Below are 19,204 nucleotides of genomic sequence, written 5' to 3'. Positions count from 1 at the left end.
AATAATGCTTACTTTTGAATCGTTACTTAGTAGAGATAAATGAAAACAAGCAGCGCATATCAACAAATTGTAAAGTGGCAAAAGGCACGTAATATCTGCCTTGGCGATCAGGTTCGTTTCTTTCACAAAGGGCGACGCAAATCGGGTTACCTCACTGGCTTCGATATGGAGCACTCCCCCTTAAGGTTAATAGTACGCTATGTTAATACACTTGGATTTATGCAGGTGGTTACTGTTGAACCAGATGCTGTGATTACAAAAATGGAATCACTTCAGGTTGTTTAAAGCTAGATTTACAATTAAAGCTTAATCTTAAGGTATAAGAGTGGCGTAAATGGCACGGCATCATTATTTAAATAAACCGTACTTAATTGATAAAAGGGCACCCGCTCAAAATTACTAAACTTCACATTGTCATAATCAAATAGGTTAAGAATAGATAGGCCTATTTCGCCCGTAAATTTTTCTCTTGACAGTTTATAAATCAGCGAAGCATCCATTCGATTATAATCGGGCTCGATGTAATTGTAGTTTTGCCCATCGGATAGTTTCTCATAGAAGGGGAATCCACTGCCATAGATATAACTTGCTGATAAATGAAAAGGGCCTAAATTTAACAATGCGGCTGTTTTAAATTCATGCCTTTGATCCTGTGGTGATCTGCGGTATTCTTGATCTCTGAAGTAGGGGAAGAGTTCTTCTGTTTTTGAAAGACTATATCCTGCCCATATTGAATGCCCTTTAAAATCTTGTTTGGCATAAAAGTCAAGGCCATAACTTCGGCTCGTGCCATTAAAAATGTAATCTTCCCTTTTGTAACGAATAAAGCGTGTGAGGCCATTATTTTTCTTGTGGAACCCATCGATACTAAAAAGAAATTTACCTTTGTTATAGGCTGCTCCTGCCACCCAATGTTCCGATTCCATAACAGGTACGTCGTTATAGCCGGCAACCGTCCAGGTGTAGCGGTAATTGTCGTTATCCACTACCGAACTCTTAACCAAAAACTGGTGGTATCTGCCCCATGATGCATTTAATTTAATTCGTCCCGATGCGCGCACCGAAATGCTTAGTCGTGGGTCGATGTATGCTTTTTGCATGTGGGTTGGGTAATTAAAACGTAATCCCCCTTTTAAACTAATGCTTCTATTAAGCTGAAATTCATCTTGTATGAAAAAATTAAGTCGATTAATTCGACTTATCATGTCGATGTATTTTATATCAAAAGTATCTTCATTAAGAACCACAGTGTTTTGGACCAGGCCAATTCCACTATTTAAAGTATGTTTTTCATTTAATAAAAATTTGTTGTTCCATTCAGCATTGAGCTCATTTACATCATTTTTAGCGTATAAATCCTTACGAGTGCTACTTGCATCAAAACGTTTAAACTCAGCAATAACTTTTTGTTTGTATTGCGAGTTAAGTTGTGAGAAACTGAGTTTTAGGTCAGATGAGTGCCCCTTTTCCCAGGTTTTGCCATAGTAAATGGATCCCCCGATTTGTGTTGATTCTTCTTGAGTACTTTGTATTATATCGGTGTTTGGTCTTGTTTGTTTCGCATCAAACGAAAAATCGTCGCCGGCAGCAAATAAACTGACAAAGAACAAATCTTTATTATCGCCCTGAAAAGTATACTTAAAGTTAGCATCGCGAAAATCGTAATCCGGTGTTTGCACTTCAATAGGATATTGTTGATTCGGACTATTGTTATTAAACGACCCTAAATCGCTTGCCTTAAATAAGTCGTAATAGGTTTGGCGATAAGCCAGCATCACCGAGGATTTTTGCTTGATGGGAAACTCAAGCATGGTGTTGAGCGTTTGGTTATTAATGAAGAAGTTAAAATGAGGGTGATGCTTGTTGCCATTCTTTCCACTAATGTTAACGATACCACCAATCATGTCTTCGTTACTAGCATCGTAACCACCTTTTAAAACTTCTACATTTTTTGCCAGATAAGGATTGACGGCACTGATGTTATCGTTAAAGTTTTTTAATCCCCAAATGGTAAAACCATCAAAAAGTACGCGACTTGTACCTTCGGGACTCCCCCAAATAATAAGATCGTTTGGCTGTTCTCCAGCAGCTAAAATACCTGGTTGCAAGCGTAAAAGGTTAAATACCGAATTATCGCCATTACCTGGTAAGTAATTGGCTATGTTATGATTTAATTTGGTTAGTCCTGATGATTCGCCAAGTTGTGTTGCTGTTGCAACAATGTTATTAGTGACTGTCACTTCGGGCAAACCAACCAGCGAAGGTGTAAGTTCGATGAGGTGATTTTTACCAGCCACCAAAATGGTATCGATTATATAACAGCCCAGATGAGACGCTCTCACATGAAACACGCTATCGCTCTGCGATGTAAAACTGAATACCCCTTTTACATCGCTTACGGCTTGAAAATCGTTGGCTGCGATATGTGAAAAGGGCAGAGGTTCTTTTGTGCCTGCTTCAACTATCTTTCCAATCAGTTGATAGTTTTTTACTTGTACAATTACCTCGCGTGGAAAAATAAGATAAACGTTGTTGTTTACTTCAAATTCAAAAGGTAGATCTTTTAGTATACTGCTTAGTGCATCCCTTGGAGAAGCAAACTCCTGAGTTATACTAATAAGGTGCTTCGATAAAAGCTGATCGTTGTACGAAAATTGCAGATTATATTCGCTACGCCAATCAAGCAGTAATTCGTTTAGGGGTTTATTATTACAATCCACCTTCAGTTTTTGCGCGTAAGTAACTGAGGTGGAGAAAAAAAGAAATAATACAAATGTAACGAATACCCTATTCACTCATTATTTATTGGTTCACTATATAAACGCCATTTTGCTTTGTATATTTCATTCCAAATGAACGGCATACGAGGTTCAAAACATCTTCGTGGGGTAAATCTCGCGTGAAATTGCCAGTATACAAATTATTGGAATCATCCTTGTACTTGATATTGATGCCATATTGACGTTCGATCTCTTCAAACACCAATGCCAGTGGGTGGCCGGTAAATGTAAACTTTCCATCCTGCCATGAAATAGTTTCGCTGGTATCAATGTCTTCACGACTGATAACATTACCATCGCTTTTAACCTCAGCTTCTTGGTTGGGCAATATATCAGCAGATTTCCCGCTTTCAACGCTAACTACTCTAACTTTACCCGTAAAGCAGGTTACCTTATATTCGTTTCGGCGCGAGTAAATATTAAAACTTGTGCCCAATACTATGGTTCGGCCTTGAGCGGAATTGACTTCGAACGATTCACCTTTTTGTACTTTAAAAAAAGCTTCACCCTCGAATTGAACCTGACGGTTAAAACGCCACCAGTATGGTTTGTATTTTATGGCCGAACTGGCATTAAGCTCAACACTTGATCCATCGGGCAAGAAGGCTGTTAAATGCTGTCCTGATTGCGCTTCAATGGTTTTGGTATATAAAGAGAAAAATGCTGTAGTGCTTAATGTTACAACTAATACAGCCGCAACTGCCATAAAAACAGTTGATAATTTGCGAACCTTGTTTTCAGGTTTAAGAGTGATTGTGTTTGAAGGATCTTTCTGTTCATCTTTAATAGCAGCAGACAACTCACTCCAAACATCCTCCTTCGATTTCGAGAAAGGAAGCTCAATCTCTGGTAAGGACTTCATGAAGTCTTCATCAGATAATTGATCGTTATGTTGTTTAAAGTTTTTCATTGTACTGTTAGTGCTGTTCTTAAAAATTGTAATGCGTTTTTCATTCTTTTTTCGACTGCTTTAACGCTTAACTCCAGTCGGTCGGCTATTTCGTGATATTTAAGCTCATCCATTCGGCTTAGCAGGAATACCTCTCTTTGTTTGTCGGGCATTTTCTTTAGTGCCTTTTCGTATGTGCCTTTCAGTTCTTTGTAAGCCAGCTCCTCTTCAGGGCTTTGTTCATTTGTATTGTCCGGCGGTTTCATTACGTACTCTTGCTCAATTTTGCTGCGCCTATATTTACTTACGAAAGCGTCCTTGGCCATTTTATAGAGTAAGCCAATTAACTCTTTGGGCCGCTTGTCCGGTTGTTTTTCCCAGAGCTTCATAAAGGTATCCTGAGCAATGTCGGTTGCCAGTTCAGCATCACCACATTTGTAATAAATGAAATTACGTAGTGGCTCAAAATGCTCGTCGAACAAACTTTTAAATTCTTCCCGCGTCAAGATGTTGAATATTGATGATATGGCTAAGATAAAAAAGAAATTGATGGATTGAAATATTGATGTGCTATTATCATCAAGCTCTTTTGTTATTGATTATTTTTGGATTAAAACCCGAAGAAAAACTTTTTTTTCTCCGGGCTTTTCTTGTTCATGAGCTGAACGGGAATTTGTTTAAGAATCTTTATTCTGATCTTGTTTCCTTTGTCTGTGGCGTTTTCCAATTTCAAATTCTTTGGTTCCTTCGGCTGTTGTCAATGTTGCTATATTGTCACACTTTCCATCTCCATAGTTTATTACGCCAAACTCAACACCATTCTTAGTTAAAGTTATTTCTCCGGCAACGATATATCTGCATTCGCCATTCTTAACCAAAGCTGTTGTTATTTCGCGGTTGTATGAGTTACCATCTGAATCTTCGCAATTGGTGTATCCGGTAATGTTGATAACATCGTCGGAATGATCAAAAGGAGTGTCCATACCTGCAACCCAGGTTCTGGTTTTTTCAGCTGTACGTTCAATAACGGTTCCGTCTTCAGGTAAAGTAAAGCTCATATCACGAACGATGTTTACCTTATATTCGTCTTTCAGGAATGTTTTAATGCTTGTTCCGGCAATGGCAACATCATCAACACTAAAATCAATAAATGTAACTGTGCGAGTTGCGCCATTTTCTCTGCGCGGGCCTGACATCACTATCTCAATAATACCTGCTATTACACGACCATTGGTCAATTCGGTTCCTTCACCATAATTTAAAGTAATGGTTCTTGGGTAGCCACCTTCTTCTTTAACAATGTGTATATCCGGGCATTTTCCCCAACGGTAACGGTTTCTGTATTTGTGCTGATCGCCTGCTTTTAGTTCAAGGTCGCTTGCTTCGAATGCTGCAGAAGCTACTTCAATATCCGATCCTGTAAATAAATCAACTTCGTAATCGGCGGCTTCGGTTACATCATCTAAACTAGCTTCAGTTACAATTACCGATTCGGTAGTTGTTTTCAGGTCAACTTCATTTAGTTGGTCTTCCGGCAATAAGTTGTCGTTTTTGTTACAGGCTGTAAGGGCTACTAAAACCGCTATTCCTATTGTTACTAATACATTTTTCATGGTATCTTAATTTTAAGTTTGTATTGTCAATTCATAAGCATACCGTTTGAAAAGAGTTTTACCCTACCAAAAAAATGAAATAAATTTTAAGATATTCTTTAAGGCGCTGAATTAGAGGCGGAAAATTAATTGGTTTTTTTAAAAAAGTGTGCTAGGTGGGTTTAATATGACAAAAAAAGGGCTGCCGTGTGGCAGCCCTTAAATTTGATAGTATTTTTAAAAAAGTTTACTCTAAACCTCTTTGTCTTAACAAGGCTTCAATTTTTGGCTCACGACCACGGAAGTTTTTATACATTTCCATGGCTTCAACGGTTCCACCTCTTTCAAGTATGTTTTCGCGGAAAGCTTTAGCCGTTGCTTGATCGTAAAGACTTGTTTCCTTAAATGCCTCAAAAGCATCAGCATCTAACACACCCGACCAAATGTAGCTATAGTAACCGGCAGTGTAACCACTACTTGCAAATATGTGCATGAAGTAAGTTGACTTATAGCGCGAGATAATCTCTGGCATTAAACCAATACCTGCTAAATAGTCTTCCTCAAACTTATTCACATCAATGTCTTTAACTTCTGTTTGCGTATGGTAGTTCATATCCAATAAAGCAGCCGCTAAATATTCAGTTGTTGCAAATCCTTGGTTAAAGTGACCACTGTTCTTTAACTTCTCGATTAATGCATCAGGAATAACTTCGCCAGTTTCGTAGTGGCGAGCATATTCTTTCATAACAGCAGGATCGCCCGCCCAGTTTTCCATCACTTGCGATGGTAGTTCAACAAAATCGCGTGGAACTGAAGTACCCGATAAACCTTTGTAAGTACAATCGCTCAACAATTGGTGCAAACCATGGCCAAACTCATGGAAAAGGGTAGAGGCCTCATCGAAGCTTAATAAAGCTGGTTTATCACCTACTGGTTTCGAAAAGTTACAAACGATGGTAACAACCGGAGGAACATTTTCTCCATTGACCCTGCTTTGCTTACGGAAAACACCACACCAGGCACCTTGTTTTTTGGTAGCTCGCGGATGCCAATCCATATAAAGAATACCTTTGTGCGAGCCGTCTGCTTCGGTTACTTTAAAAACTTGCGCATCAGGATGAGGTTTCGGAAAATCGCTTTTGATTTCTTCAAATTGTAGTCCCCATAATTTGGTAGCTACATTAAATGCACCATCACGAACATTGTTTAATTCAAAATAAGGACGCACTTCATTTTCATCAAGATCATATCTTTCCTGACGTACTTTCTCAGCATAATACCACCAATCCCATGAGGCCAATTTAAATCCGCCTTTTTCACGATCAATGATCTTTTGCATGTCTTCACGTTCCTTTTTTGCAACCGGAATTGCTCTTTCCCAAAGCTCCTCCAACAAGCCATACACCTTATCGGTAGTATTAGCCATGCGCTCTTCAAGTACATAGTCGGCATAGTTGTTATACCCTAGTAAATTAGCTTTTTGAACACGCAGGTTTACAATTTCTTCGATTAATTCTTTATTATCAAATTCATTGTTGTTATTACCACGCATGTAATAACCTTTGTACAACTGCTCGCGCAATTCACGCTTATCGGCATATGAAAGGAAAGGTAGCATACTTGGTTTTTGTGTTGTGAAAACCCATTTACCTTCTAAGCCCATTTCCTTAGCTGTTTCGCTTGCTCCAATAACTGATGATTCAGGTAGACCTGCTAAATCAGCTTCATTTTCGATAACTAATTTAAAGTTGTTTGTTTCCTTCAATACGTTAGTCGAGAATGAATTGAAAAGTTCTGATAAGCGAGAATTAATTTTTCGTAATTCTGTCTTTTTAGCTTCGTCTAAGCTAACACCGCTGCGCACAAATCCCTTGTAGGTATCTTTCAATAGCATTTGTTGTTCGCCATTAAGCTCTAACTCATCTTTTTGATCGTAAACTACTTTTACACGTGCGAATAGTTCAGGGTTTAGACTAATGTCGTCGCCATGTGCACTCATTTTTTGGCCTACTTCCTGAGCAATTGCCATAACACCTTCTGTACCGTGGGCACTTTTCAGGCTATAGTATACCGATAATACTTCCGACAATGATTTACCCGCGTTATCTAAGGCAACAATTGTGTTTTCGAAAGTAGCCGCTTCTTTATTCGTGATGATAGCTTCTACTTCTTGTTTATGTTCTGCCATGGCTTTGTCGATAGCTGGCATATAGTGCTCTGCTTTAATTTGCTCAAAAGGAGGCACATTAAAAGGTGTTTCGTACTTACTCATAAGAGGATTAGAATCACTTTCGGTTTTTTGCGGTGCTTGGCAGGCACTGAATAATAATGCTGCCAGCAATACAAATGTTGATGTTATTCGCATTTTAGTTGTTGATTATAAGTGGATAAATAAAATAGTTGTTCATTTTAATGGCAATATACTTCAATTAAAAATTAGCACATATGATAAAAAGCAATTAGTAATTTTACGTTAGATAGCTAGCTTTTGCTTGAACATTGTTAGGGTATGGCTGTTCTTGTACGACATACTGCTTTCATGGTTGCATTTTGCGCTTATGAATTTGCAAACAAAGTTCATATTTTTGAACGTTTATTTTAAGTAATATTGCTGCGTGATAATGCTTATAAATTGCTGAAAACATGGTTAAGATAAAAAGTAAGGTGTCAAAACCTGATTGGCTTAAAATACAATTGCCGAATACTACTGACTATAAGTGGATGAATAACGTCATCCGTGATAATAAACTACATACTATTTGTACGAGTGGTAAATGTCCGAATGCCGCCGAATGTTGGAGTAATGGAACAGCTACTTTTATGATATTGGGCGATATATGTACCAGAGCTTGTAAGTTTTGTAATGTAAAAACGGGCAAGCCAAATCCTACAGATGTAAAGGAACCCTTGCGCATTGCCCGCTCTATTAAAATAATGAAGTTGCGCCACGCGGTTATTACATCGGTTGATCGTGATGATTTGGAAGATGGAGGAGCTGGTATTTGGGCCCAGACTATTACGGAAACCAAAGCTTTAAATCCGGATACCACAATGGAGGTTTTAATTCCTGACTTTAACGGATTACATCATTTAATTCAGCAGGTAATTGATGCCAAGCCGGAGGTAATTTCGCATAATCTTGAGACGGTTCGTCGTTTAACACCAGTTATTCGTACCAAAGCCAAATACGATTTGAGTTTAAAAGTATTGAAATATATTTCGGATAGTGGTATGGTTACCAAGTCGGGCATTATGCTTGGCTTGGGTGAAAAAGAAGAAGAAGTATTTGAGGTGATGGATGATTTATTAGCAGCTGGTGTAACGGTTATGACCATTGGTCAATACTTGCAGCCAACACAGAATCATTTGCCTGTTTCGGAGTATGTAACACCTGAGCAATTTAAAAAGTACGAGCAGGTTGGTTTAGAAAAAGGATTTAAATATGTTGAAAGCGGACCACTGGTTCGTTCATCGTATCATGCCGAAAAACACATTAACGCTTTAAAATAACAGCCATGAGTAAATCAATCGCTAAGTTCGAAGATCTTGGAGTTAAGGATTACAAGGAAGTTTGGGATTATCAGGAGCAATTATTTGCCGAAGTGGTTGATGTAAAATTACACAATCGTGACAATCCAAATGATCTGAAACCAATTACCAGTCACTTGCTTTATGTTGAGCATCCCCATGTATATACCTTGGGTAAGAGTGGTGTTCAAAATAACCTTTTAATCAACGATCAGTTTTTAAAGCAGATTAACGCCACATTTTATAAGATTAACCGTGGTGGCGATATTACTTATCATGGCCCTGGTCAATTGGTGGGATATCCAATCTTCGATTTGGAAGAAATGAACTTACAGGTAAAAAGCTATATTCATAATCTGGAAGAAGCCATTATTCAAACCATTGCCGAATATGGTATTACAGGTACACGTCTGGATGGTTCTACCGGAGTGTGGTTAGATGTAGGTGTTGCAGGTAAAACTCGAAAAATATGTGCCATTGGTGTTAAAGCCAGTCGTTATGTTTCGATGCATGGTTTTGCCTTAAATGTAAATACCGACTTAAATTATTTTAATCATATCAATCCTTGTGGTTTTGTTGATAAAGGAGTTACTTCGTTGCAAAAGGAGCTAGGAAAGGCAGTTGATATGGAAGAGCTCAAAACAATTTTACTGGAAAAAATATCGCTTATTTTTAATTTGGAATTAAGCAAGTGAACCTTAAACGAATAAGTTGATTTTTTGCCCGTATTCTTTTTTTATTTTATTAACAATTACACTAAGCGTTTTTGATTTAAGTTTTTTTTTAGAAACATTTAGGATCACAAAAGAGGGCAACAAAGGGAGATGGAAAAAAGATGGAGCATAAAACCCGAGGGTGATCTGAAAATAGCAGGTCATTTATGCGAGGTGCTTAATATTAGTCATGAGTTAGCAAACCTGTTAGTTCAGAGGGGGATAACAACTTATGATGAGGCCAAGTCCTTTTTTCGTCCAAAATTAACTGATCTTCATAATCCGTTTCTGATGACGGATATGGAAAAGGCGGTTCACCGAATTGTTAAAGCTTTTGATAAAAATGAACGTATATTAATATATGGCGATTACGATGTGGACGGAACCACAAGTGTCGCTCTTGTTTATTCATTCCTACGTTTTCATCATTCAAATCTCGAATATTACATTCCTAATCGTTACGAGGAAGGCTATGGTATTTCCTACAAAGGCATTGATTATGCCGTTGAAAAGGGTATTACCTTGGTTATTGCCTTGGATTGTGGCATAAAAGCGGTTGATAAAGTTGCTTATGCACAAGAGAAAGGGATTGAGTTTATCATTTGTGATCACCATACGCCTGGTGATACCTTGCCCGATGCGACCGCTTGCTTGGATCCTAAACGTGATGACTGCAATTATCCAGAGAAAAATTTATCGGGATGTGGAGTTGGTTTTAAGCTGATGCAGGCTTTTTGTCGTTTCAAAGATTATAAGGAGTCGAAATTATACGACCTTCTTGATTTAGTGGCGGTGAGCATTGCATCTGACATTGTACCCATTACTGGTGAGAATAGAATATTGGCATATTACGGTTTGCTAAAATTAAATTCCGATCCGGGAATAGGTTTAAAATCGATCATTAAGATTGCCGGTATGGAAGGTCGTGAGATTGCCATAAGTGACATTGTTTTCAAGATTGGTCCCCGAATTAATGCGGCTGGCCGTATTGATGCCGGAAGTGATGCTGTAGAGTTATTGGCCTGTAATGAAGAAAGTGAGCACCTTGTAAAAGGAATGAGCGAAAACATTGATGCCAGCAATGAAACACGTAAGGATTTAGATAGAAGCATTACCATTGAAGCACACGATTTAATAGCCAATAATGAAGAAATGTTGAAAAAGAAATCAACGGTTCTTTATGATAAGGATTGGCACAAAGGCGTGATAGGAATTGTGGCATCTCGTTTAACAGAGTCGTTCTATCGCCCTACAGTTATCCTAACTGAATCAAAGGGGTTGGCTACCGGAAGTGCACGTTCGGTTGAGGGTTTTGATTTATATAAAGCCATTGATTCATGCAGCGATTTGCTCGAGAATTTTGGAGGCCATATGTATGCCGCAGGTTTAACGCTCAAAATTGAGAATATACCAGAGTTTCAGAGACGATTTGAACAATACGTGGAGGATAACATATTACCAGATCAATTGATTCCTCAAATTGATATTGATTCGGTCTTGCACTTAAAAGATATCAATAAAAAGTTTTTCCGTATTCTTAAGCAGTTTCGCCCTTTTGGACCGGGCAATATGAAACCTGTTTTCACAACCGAAAATGTGTTTGATTATGGCACCAGTAAAACGGTTGGTAAAGACAAGGATCATCTTAAGTTGGAATTAATAGAAGAGCACTCAGCAGCTATTAAACAAGGAATTGCTTTCTCAATGGGGCATGCCTTGGATAAGATAAAAGAGAATAAGCCTTTTGATATTTGTTATACGGTTGAGGAGAACTACTATAATGGCGTTACTACTCTGCAAGTGATGTTGAAAGATTTAAAGTTTAAGGACTAAATTCTCGTATTTTTAACTTATTTGTATGCATTCCAAATAACTCCATTTCTAATTTTCCACCACTTATTTCTTTAATAGGGGGTGGATGAGTAAAAAGAGTCATTTTTTTGCTAAAAGCACTCAAAAAATAGGGGTTCAGTCTGATTTTTCAATAAACAACATTGTTAAAAACTGTTAACAATAGGGGTTAAATGTAAATTTTTACTTTTGGTACTTTTTCAATCATCTAAGTATGAGCGCTATTAAGTAATATTTCTCTTGCATTACTGCAATTTATCTCTATATTTAGTCTCTGGAAAAATTACCCTTTCCCTTAAATCAGATAAAAATCCAAATGAGAAAAGGTCCTGTGTTCACAGGATCTTTTCGCGTATTATAAGGTATAGTTGTGTTTATTCTTTCAAGAATTGTGCTTCTTGCCAATTCCCTCTTCCTGTAATGTGTCGATTTGGGAGTATTTTTCATTTTTCGTGTTGAGTTTCTTTCTTAATGTGATGGATGAATTAATGATTTCACCCACTGGACACAGATAACGGCACCATGGTCGGTGAATAATAAGTGAAGCAACAAGCGATAAAGCCAAAAGAATAAAAACAACATCATTAGCGGTGAAATCAAATAGGGCACTAAAGATGGTGTAGTCTACTAGCTTTGGCGATCGAAAAAGAAAAGCGACAGCAAGAGCAATCCAAGTTAATAGTTTTGGGAGCCATACTAGGTTTGCATGATAGGTTTTATTGGCCTTGCTTAGTTTACTTAAAGCATCTTGCGTGCATCCCATTGGGCATACCCCATTGCAAAAGAAATTTTCTTTTCGGCTGATGATGATGATTACGCTTGATACGACGATGAGGTAAAAGGCAATATTAACTCCTAAAGATGGTAACCAGCCGAAAAACAGTGCAACTATTCGGCTTAATCCAATGGACTGGTTATACAAGAAACCAAGTATAAGAATACTTAAAATTGATATTAAGATTTGTAGGTGCTTTCGTTTTACTCTTTTAAAAAATATGGGTAAGCAATAGATAATGATAAGAGCTAGCACGGTGATTTCTGCGATACCAAAAACATAATTATTTTCTGAATTTGTCAGTGTTTTTTGTTTTCCAAAGATATTTTGATAGTATTTCTCCATGGCTTTTAATACACCTTCTTTAATTGCATTTGATGAAAGGGTAGCGCCGGTTACAGCGTCTACCCCATATATATAATCTTCGTTGTGTACCGTGGCATTGATGTATTGTTCCAGGTAATTCGCCTTTCTTAGTTTCTTAAGATAAGAGGAGGTTTCGTTATCATCTACAATATACAGTTGCTTTACTATTCCTTGCTTATTAATTTTAATCGCTAGCTGAACTGGTCCGCCATACCCTTTAGCTTCCGAAGTGATTAGAATTAAAGAATCCTTAATCACATAGGTATCTTCGGCATGTGCATGCAAATATTTTGCATCAACACCAATGGCTTCAACCAGCTTAGCTTGACTGTTTTCTTTCTGGATGTAATAGCCAATAATCCAAAGTGCTATTAAGCTGATATAAGCAATTGCTTTAACATACTTATTTTTGAAAAGTTGATTCATTTTTTGACTACTTAACTTTTAAAATGAACCTTCTGAGAACAACTCCAATAATAATTAAAGTAACAGAGAAAAATCCCAAGAAATAGATGCCTGCCCTGCTTTCATCTTCACCTATTAATGTGAAGCCTGCTGCTATGGTTAAATTAATTGTCAGCCAGTAAGTAATAATTAATAACCATTTCGGAATTGTAAGTTCTATGTTCTTGTCTTTAAAATAATAGTGTAATCCAATTACGAATGTAAAGAGAAGTATACCCTGCAACATCCAAAATAAAGGACCAAATATGGTTGATTGTAGTAACATTGTCTTTTGTGTTATTCCCAGTTATTATTAAAGTCGCACCACTCTTCTGATCGCAGCCATTCAGGCCCATTGTGATACGTGGCATTTGAACCATCGGGTTCGGGCAAGAATTCGTGAGCATCGGGATATTCAAAGAAACTCTTCTGCATAGCTAACATTGCGGTAGAGACAGCTCCAGTGGGATCGCGCGGATCCAGCTCTCTTGCCAAAGTATGTATCCAATTGTTTTTTCGCGAATAAGGACAAACCGCCAAACAAACGCGACAGCCTCTTGAATGGCTTGTGGCAACAGTGTTCCAAACAGTCAGGCATTTGTCCTGATTAATACGCCACCGTTTGTATCCTCTAATAATTTGATTGGGTTCATCATCGAATGATATGGCTCCACTTGGGCATGTATCTGCACATATTTTACATTTATTGCAAAACTCGCGTATGCCCACCTTGATTGGTTTGTCAGGTTCCAATTCAATATTGGTGGTAATTGCTGCAATTCGTGTATTGGCGCCTAATTCGGGCGTGATAACAATACCATTTCGACCTAATTCACCCAAACCCGCATCTACAGCCAAAGGAGGAATAATAACTTCGTAAGAGGTCGGAGGAATATGTGGTCTGGCAGCATATCCTATGTGGCGAATAAATGCATCCAACTTACCGCTTATCCACCTAAGTTTTGAATAAGCATCGTACGAAGATCCGTAAGTTGGATTCGCATACATCGAGTCCCATTCGTGCGGAACGGCAAATACAATGGCATATTTCCAATGTTTCGGCACTTCAAATTTGGTCTTGCCAACACCGCGTAACTTACCTTGATAAACCCAGTCAGGATTAAGCTTGGTGATTCCAACCAACGTTGCTCCAAAGCTGTAGGCTATTTTCTTGATTAGTTCTGATGCATGCTTGGGTGTTTTAAAGGGTAGTTGTTGGTGCTTAATTCCTCTAAAATCCCATTCTTCTGGCGGAGAGGTAGGTTCATCCGGAAAGCGTGCGCCATGTTTGCCATATAAAGCGCTGGCATGCGCAGCCGACCAGGCATCAGCCAATATATATTTCTCTTTAACATCTTTCCAGTTAACCCTTTGCTGTTTGGCTCTTTCCAACGATAGTTCATATTCGCTTAAGGCTTCTGGATGTGCTTGGTAATAACTTTTAATAGGTTCTGGAAGTTTTTCAATGCCATCGCTAAAAGCCCAGCGTTGTTCCTCTTCCTTATTATAGATTAACTTGAATAACTCTCTATTTCTGTTAAAGATATTTTCTTCATAATTAATACGTCGTGTCGCTCCTTGAATATCGTGTACCGCTTCATCGGTTTCGAAGGGTTTGCGATTAAAGAATTGACCATCTCCGTATTTTTCTCTCTCCCAACCAGTATTCGATGATGTATCTTTTCCAGCTTCGTACCCAGCAACTGCTGATCCGGCTAAAGCCACCGACCCACTTGCTAAACTGCCCCACTTGATGAAATTACGGCGTGAAATCTTTTGTTTCATAGTTGTTAATGTAAAGCATATTAGAAAACTACATTAGTTACAAATGAAACTAATTGCTTTTTGTTTCTATAATTTATTCTCCTTTATTTTGATTTATATTTGCAATTCATTTTTAGACTAATTCTAAAGTAGCTTGTTTATGTATGTTTTTCAGGATTCAATTGGGCGATTAGCAGGGGAGGTATCGAGGCATATTGGTCGTGCGCTGGTAAAGGCTTTTGCGGAAAAAGGTTATGACATATCGGCAAAGGAATGGGGAGCTCTTTCTTACCTTTATAATAATAAGGGCATGAACCAAAATGCCATTAAGAATGCTGTAGGCTTAGATAAGGTTGGTGTTAAACGACTGGTTGATAGCTTGGAACAGAAAAAGATGGTAAAACGTAAGGTAAGCCTATCTGACAAGCGCAATTATGTGCTAAACTTAACCAAGTTTGGTAATGACAGCTACACCCAGCTTTCATTAATAGCAGATGAGGTATTGCTTATAGCGAGTAAGGATATTGAAAAGAAAGAAATAACTGCTGCATTGGATGTTTTAAAACGCTTTATTACAAATTTAGATGAATAGATTTATTAGTAATATGTTGAAGATATATTGCATTGTAGCACTTATGTTTGTGCTATTTTTAGCATGCAGTAGTAAAAATACTGTGTTGGTAAAGATTCATGAGGGAGAATATGATGAGCTTGGTGTTAAGAGTGGTTATATCAATTTTAAAGGTGATACTATTATTTCGCTCGATAGTTACCATTACTGTTACACAGATACCTTTAAAAAATATGCCATAGTTCTTAAACATGGAGGCGGATGCGTTGCAATTGATCAAAATGAGAATGAACTCTTTGAAGTATATTGGTGTGATAATGGTCCTGATATTATTAGTGACGGATTGTTTCGAATCAGAAAAAACGGTAAAGTAGGATTCGCCAATGATGAGGGTCAAATTGTAATAGAACCAATATATGAATGTGCTACTCCTTTTAAAAATGGCTTAGCAAAAGTGACATACGATTGTAGTTTGAAAAAGGAGGAAGAACATACCAAAATGGAAAGTGATAGTTGGTTTTATATTGATTATACTGGAAATCTTATACAAGAGTAATACAAGTCTTTACAATAGTAAAGTAGACAATATTATTTAACCTATGAAACTCCTGTTATCTATTTCTATATGCCTTTTTAATATTGGATAATAGTAGTTACTTAGCTGTTTGTTTGCAGGTTGAAATTTAGGCATCTCAATTGATTAATTTAAATAAAACATTTATAATTGGTTTTATATTAATTATAAATATTTATCTTCAAGGGTCTAAACAAACAAACTAAACTCATGAAATTTACATTCACACTTGCCTTAATAGGCATCATGGCACTATTCTCGTGCCAACAACCAAGCTACAAAACTTCTCAAAAAACAGATCCTAACGGATATTCTTACGAAGAAGTAAGCAACGATCCTTACAATGCCAGAATCTATACATTAGACAATGGATTAAAGGTGTATTTGACCCGCAACCTCGATCAGCCTCGTATTGCAGCCCTAATTGGTGTTAAAGCGGGTTCAACTTACGAAGATCCGAATGCAACAGGATTGGCTCATTACATGGAGCACATGATGTTTAAAGGTACTTCTAGTGTAGGTACTACCGACTGGGAGAAAGAAAAAGTGCTTTTGGAGCAGATTTCTGATTTGTTCGAAAAACACAGAGTTACCAAAGATGCTGCTGAGAAAAAAGCGCTGTATGCCAGTATCGATAGTTTATCGCAATTGGCAGCTACTTACGTGGCGACTAATGAGTATGATAAATTGAATACTTCAATGGGTGCATCGCAAGTTAATGCTGGTACATCATATGAGTCGACTGTGTATATGTGCGAAGTTCCAAAGAATGAGTTGGAACGTTGGGCAAAATTGGAGAAGGAACGTTTTACAAGTTTAGTATTGCGTTTATTCCATACTGAACTAGAGACTGTTTATGAAGAGTTCAATATGTATCAGGACATGGATGGACAGCGTGCTTTCAAAAGTTTAATGGCAGGTTTATTCGAAAACCATCCGTACGGACGTGATATTATTGGTTTTCCTGAGCATTTAAAGAGTCCTTCGATGGAAGAGATTTATAAGTTCAAGGATAAGTTCTACATTCCTAATAACATGGCTATTACTTTAGCCGGAGATTTGGAGTTTGATGCTACTATTAAGTTGGTCGACAACTACTTTGGTAAGATGGAGAAAAAGCCATTCGCTGAACCTCAATTGGCCAAAGAAGATCCTATAACTGCTCCAATAGTAAAAGAAGTTTTTGGCCCTGATGCTGAAAGTATGGAATTAGCATTCCGTTTTGACGGCGTTGGTAGCCAGGATGAATTGATGGTAGATTTAATTAGTTCTATTCTTTCGAACGGACAAGCTGGTTTAATTGATTTGAATCTGGTTCAAAAGCAGAAGGTATTAAGTGCTTCCTCAGGTGCATGGTTTATGCGCGACTATGGTATGCATTTCTTTAGTGGCAAGCCACGTGAAGGACAGACCCTTGATGAGGTAAAAGACTTACTATTAGCCGAATTAGATAAAGTGAAAAAAGGTGAGTTTGACGATTGGGTAATTGAAGCCATAGTTAATAAATCACGTCTTGACTTTATGCAGGCTCTTGAGTATCCATTTTATTCAGCTTATTCGTTAATGAATGAGTTTACCAGTGGTCAGTCGCATGCTGATGTACTAGCTTCGTTGGACGAAATGAAGAAGATTACCAAAGAGCAGGTAATGGCTTTTGCCAATGAAAAATATGGCGACAATTATGTGTTGGTTAATAAGCGTACAGGTGAAAATAGTGCTTTGGTGAAAGTTGAGAAACCTGAAATTACTGCTGTTCCAATTAATCGTGAGTTACAGTCTGATTTTGCAAAATCATTCCTGGCGGAAGAAATAAGCGATATCGATCCTGTTTTTGTTGATTTCAAATCAAAGTTACATACCAAGGAGTTGAAACCTGGTTTAGATTTCTATCACTCAAATAACGAAACCAACGGTTTATTTCAGTTGAATTATGTCATTGACATGGGAAAAATTAATAACCTCCAATTCCCTTTGGCAGTTGATTACTTAAAGTTATTAGGTACGGATAAATTTACCCCTGAAGATTTACGTAAAGAGTTGTTCCGTTATGGATTAACATTCAATGTAAATGCCGGTAACGAACGTTGCTATGTATCCATTTCTGGATTAGATGAGCAATTGGATAAGGGCGTTGAGATATTGGAGCACATTATAAATAATGCAAAAGCAGATGACGAAACGTACGATGAATTTGTAAAAGGTATCTTAAAGAAACGCGAAGATGCTAAAAAGAATCAAGGGCGTATATTTAGCGCAATGGTTGATTTTGGTATTTATGGCGAAACTTCTCCAGGAAAGTACTTACTCAGTGCTGATGATATGTCAAATATTAAGCCAAGCACCCTAACAGAGCAGCTTAAGAATATGACATCGTTTGAGCATAAGATCTACTATTACGGACCATCTTCAAGCGATAAGGTTGTAGGTATTCTTAATCAATATCACACCACTCCTGACGAATTAGCTGCTTTGCCAGAAGCCATTGATTATGAGATGCGCAACGATGAAGTTTCGAATGTATATGTTGTTGATTACGATATTAGCCAGGCAAATATTTTATTATTGTCGAAGGATAAAACGTTTGATCCGTCGATAATGCCGTATGCCGAGGTATTTAATAGCTATTTTGGATCAGGCTTATCATCCGTTGTTTTCCAGGAGATTCGCGAATCAAAAGCCCTTGCTTATTCGGCTGGAGCTGGTTATGTAAATGCGCGTTACGCTGGTAAAGACAATTTTATCTATGGTAATTTGGGAACTCAGGCAGATAAGTTGAGCATTGCCACTGAAACTCTTACGCAATTGATGAATGAGATGCCTCGCGCAGAAACTCAATTTAATCAGGCTTGTGAAGGTATAGTGAAGCAATTAAACACGGAGCGAATTACTAACAAGCGTTTGTTTTGGTCTTATATGAACAATATGGATCGCGGTTTCGATTACGATATTCGTAAGGATGTATATGAGAAGGCAAATTCAATTACTTTAGATGAATTTGAGCAGTTCTTTAACGAGCACATCAAAGGAAAAAATTATACTTACATGGTGCTTGGTCGTAAAGCTGATTTAGACAAGAATGCCCTAAATAAACTGGGTAAAGTTCACGAAGTAGCATTAGAAGATATTTTTGGATACTAACAGCGATTATCTATTAATTAGATAATTATTGGGGACTGTCATTGGGCAGTCCCTTTTTTGATATTTAAGGAGGAATTGTAAAAGGAGTGGCTCTCTTTTTACAAATTGCCAATAAAGAGCCGCTCCTTATTATACCAATTGTATTCCAAAATGATTGATAAATCATTTTGCTAATTACAATGGTTAATGCCGATACAAAAGCACAGATTGATTTTTTTA

General features: G+C 37.6%; 15 protein-coding genes. 7 read left to right on the top strand and 8 right to left on the bottom strand.

Annotated elements, in window-relative coordinates; all coding sequences use genetic code 11:
- Nucleotides 1-39 precede the first annotated feature (39 nt).
- A complete protein-coding gene (locus ACRD7B_RS03210) occupies nucleotides 40-285 on the top strand; it encodes a hypothetical protein (RefSeq protein ID WP_430823024.1) in 246 nt (81 codons plus the stop codon).
- Between the two features lie 14 nt (nucleotides 286-299).
- Here the strand turns inward: ACRD7B_RS03210 and ACRD7B_RS03205 are convergent, their stop codons facing one another.
- The 5 genes from ACRD7B_RS03205 to ACRD7B_RS03185 all read right to left on the bottom strand — a co-directional run bounded on the left by ACRD7B_RS03205 (nucleotide 300) and on the right by ACRD7B_RS03185 (nucleotide 7,626).
- Nucleotides 300-2,795 (bottom strand): TonB-dependent receptor plug domain-containing protein, encoded by a 2,496-nt coding sequence (locus tag ACRD7B_RS03205; protein ID WP_430823023.1) that lies wholly within the window; start codon nucleotides 2,793-2,795, stop codon nucleotides 300-302.
- Nucleotides 2,796-2,802: 7 nt separating this feature from the next.
- Nucleotides 2,803-3,690, bottom strand: coding sequence for a FecR family protein (locus ACRD7B_RS03200; RefSeq protein WP_430823022.1), 888 nt, complete (start codon nucleotides 3,688-3,690; stop codon nucleotides 2,803-2,805).
- Nucleotides 3,687-4,175 (bottom strand): RNA polymerase sigma factor, encoded by a 489-nt coding sequence (locus ACRD7B_RS03195; protein WP_430823021.1) that lies wholly within the window; start codon nucleotides 4,173-4,175, stop codon nucleotides 3,687-3,689. The genes ACRD7B_RS03200 and ACRD7B_RS03195 overlap by 4 nt, the downstream gene beginning before the upstream one ends.
- Before the next feature lie 171 nt (nucleotides 4,176-4,346).
- A complete protein-coding gene (locus ACRD7B_RS03190; protein WP_430823020.1) occupies nucleotides 4,347-5,282 on the bottom strand; it encodes a hypothetical protein in 936 nt (311 codons plus the stop codon).
- Nucleotides 5,283-5,508: 226 nt separating this feature from the next.
- Nucleotides 5,509-7,626 (bottom strand): M3 family metallopeptidase, encoded by a 2,118-nt coding sequence (locus ACRD7B_RS03185; RefSeq protein WP_430823019.1) that lies wholly within the window; start codon nucleotides 7,624-7,626, stop codon nucleotides 5,509-5,511.
- 278 nt (nucleotides 7,627-7,904) lie between these two features.
- Here ACRD7B_RS03185 and lipA point away from each other — a divergent pair, with 278 nt between their 5' ends.
- The 3 genes from lipA to recJ all read left to right on the top strand — a co-directional run bounded on the left by lipA (nucleotide 7,905) and on the right by recJ (nucleotide 11,335).
- Nucleotides 7,905-8,771 (top strand): lipoyl synthase, encoded by an 867-nt coding sequence (gene lipA / locus ACRD7B_RS03180; RefSeq protein WP_430823018.1) that lies wholly within the window; start codon nucleotides 7,905-7,907, stop codon nucleotides 8,769-8,771.
- 5 nt (nucleotides 8,772-8,776) lie between these two features.
- Nucleotides 8,777-9,484 carry a lipoyl(octanoyl) transferase LipB gene (lipB, locus tag ACRD7B_RS03175; RefSeq protein WP_430823017.1) on the top strand — a complete coding sequence of 236 codons (708 nt, stop codon included), beginning with the start codon at nucleotides 8,777-8,779 and terminating at the stop codon, nucleotides 9,482-9,484.
- Nucleotides 9,485-9,613: 129 nt separating this feature from the next.
- Complete coding sequence (recJ, locus tag ACRD7B_RS03170; RefSeq protein WP_430823016.1) at nucleotides 9,614-11,335, top strand: single-stranded-DNA-specific exonuclease RecJ; 1,722 nt, start codon at nucleotides 9,614-9,616, stop codon at nucleotides 11,333-11,335.
- Nucleotides 11,336-11,735: 400 nt separating this feature from the next.
- Here recJ and ACRD7B_RS03165 read toward each other — a convergent pair whose 3' ends face one another.
- Genes ACRD7B_RS03165 through ACRD7B_RS03155 form a run of 3 tightly spaced genes read right to left on the bottom strand, consistent with a single transcriptional unit; the run spans nucleotide 11,736 to nucleotide 14,723 of the window.
- A complete protein-coding gene (locus ACRD7B_RS03165) occupies nucleotides 11,736-12,920 on the bottom strand; it encodes an FMN-binding protein (RefSeq protein ID WP_430823015.1) in 1,185 nt (394 codons plus the stop codon).
- Between the two features lie 7 nt (nucleotides 12,921-12,927).
- A complete protein-coding gene (locus ACRD7B_RS03160; RefSeq protein ID WP_430823014.1) occupies nucleotides 12,928-13,224 on the bottom strand; it encodes a hypothetical protein in 297 nt (98 codons plus the stop codon).
- Nucleotides 13,225-13,235: 11 nt separating this feature from the next.
- Nucleotides 13,236-14,723, bottom strand: a complete 1,488-nt coding sequence (locus ACRD7B_RS03155; protein ID WP_430823013.1) for a reductive dehalogenase — start codon at nucleotides 14,721-14,723, stop codon at nucleotides 13,236-13,238.
- A gap of 139 nt (nucleotides 14,724-14,862) precedes the next feature.
- On the opposite strand from ACRD7B_RS03155, the gene ACRD7B_RS03150 reads away from it, so the two are divergent.
- The 3 genes from ACRD7B_RS03150 to ACRD7B_RS03140 all read left to right on the top strand — a co-directional run bounded on the left by ACRD7B_RS03150 (nucleotide 14,863) and on the right by ACRD7B_RS03140 (nucleotide 18,985).
- Complete coding sequence (locus tag ACRD7B_RS03150; RefSeq protein WP_430823012.1) at nucleotides 14,863-15,294, top strand: MarR family winged helix-turn-helix transcriptional regulator; 432 nt, start codon at nucleotides 14,863-14,865, stop codon at nucleotides 15,292-15,294.
- On the top strand, nucleotides 15,287-15,829 hold the full coding sequence (locus ACRD7B_RS03145; RefSeq protein ID WP_430823011.1) for a WG repeat-containing protein: 543 nt from the start codon (nucleotides 15,287-15,289) through the stop codon (nucleotides 15,827-15,829). The genes ACRD7B_RS03150 and ACRD7B_RS03145 overlap by 8 nt, the downstream gene beginning before the upstream one ends.
- Nucleotides 15,830-16,057: 228 nt before the next feature.
- On the top strand, nucleotides 16,058-18,985 hold the full coding sequence (locus ACRD7B_RS03140; RefSeq protein ID WP_430823010.1) for a M16 family metallopeptidase: 2,928 nt from the start codon (nucleotides 16,058-16,060) through the stop codon (nucleotides 18,983-18,985).
- Nucleotides 18,986-19,204: the final 219 nt, after the last annotated feature.

The sequence above is a fragment of the Carboxylicivirga fragile genome (genome assembly GCF_050589805.1).
GTDB lineage: Bacteria > Bacteroidota > Bacteroidia > Bacteroidales > Marinilabiliaceae > Carboxylicivirga > Carboxylicivirga fragile.
Note: the sequence above shows the minus strand (reverse complement) of the source record. Positions and strands in the feature narration are given on the sequence as shown.

Bases quoted from the DNA above. Each gene is read 5' to 3' on its own strand.
- ACRD7B_RS03145 (WP_430823011.1), top strand. From the start codon at position 15,287: ATGAATAGATTTATTAGTAATATGTTGAAGATATATTGCATTGTAGCA.
- ACRD7B_RS03185 (WP_430823019.1), bottom strand. From the start codon at position 7,626: ATGCGAATAACATCAACATTTGTATTGCTGGCAGCATTATTATTCAGT.
- ACRD7B_RS03200 (WP_430823022.1), bottom strand. From the start codon at position 3,690: ATGAAAAACTTTAAACAACATAACGATCAATTATCTGATGAAGACTTC.
- ACRD7B_RS03165 (WP_430823015.1), bottom strand. From the start codon at position 12,920: ATGAATCAACTTTTCAAAAATAAGTATGTTAAAGCAATTGCTTATATC.
- ACRD7B_RS03150 (WP_430823012.1), top strand. From the start codon at position 14,863: ATGTATGTTTTTCAGGATTCAATTGGGCGATTAGCAGGGGAGGTATCG.
- ACRD7B_RS03140 (WP_430823010.1), top strand. From the start codon at position 16,058: ATGAAATTTACATTCACACTTGCCTTAATAGGCATCATGGCACTATTC.
- lipB (WP_430823017.1), top strand. From the start codon at position 8,777: ATGAGTAAATCAATCGCTAAGTTCGAAGATCTTGGAGTTAAGGATTAC.
- lipA (WP_430823018.1), top strand. From the start codon at position 7,905: ATGGTTAAGATAAAAAGTAAGGTGTCAAAACCTGATTGGCTTAAAATA.
- ACRD7B_RS03190 (WP_430823020.1), bottom strand. From the start codon at position 5,282: ATGAAAAATGTATTAGTAACAATAGGAATAGCGGTTTTAGTAGCCCTT.
- ACRD7B_RS03155 (WP_430823013.1), bottom strand. From the start codon at position 14,723: ATGAAACAAAAGATTTCACGCCGTAATTTCATCAAGTGGGGCAGTTTA.
- ACRD7B_RS03160 (WP_430823014.1), bottom strand. From the start codon at position 13,224: ATGTTACTACAATCAACCATATTTGGTCCTTTATTTTGGATGTTGCAG.
- recJ (WP_430823016.1), top strand. From the start codon at position 9,614: ATGGAAAAAAGATGGAGCATAAAACCCGAGGGTGATCTGAAAATAGCA.
- ACRD7B_RS03210 (WP_430823024.1), top strand. From the start codon at position 40: ATGAAAACAAGCAGCGCATATCAACAAATTGTAAAGTGGCAAAAGGCA.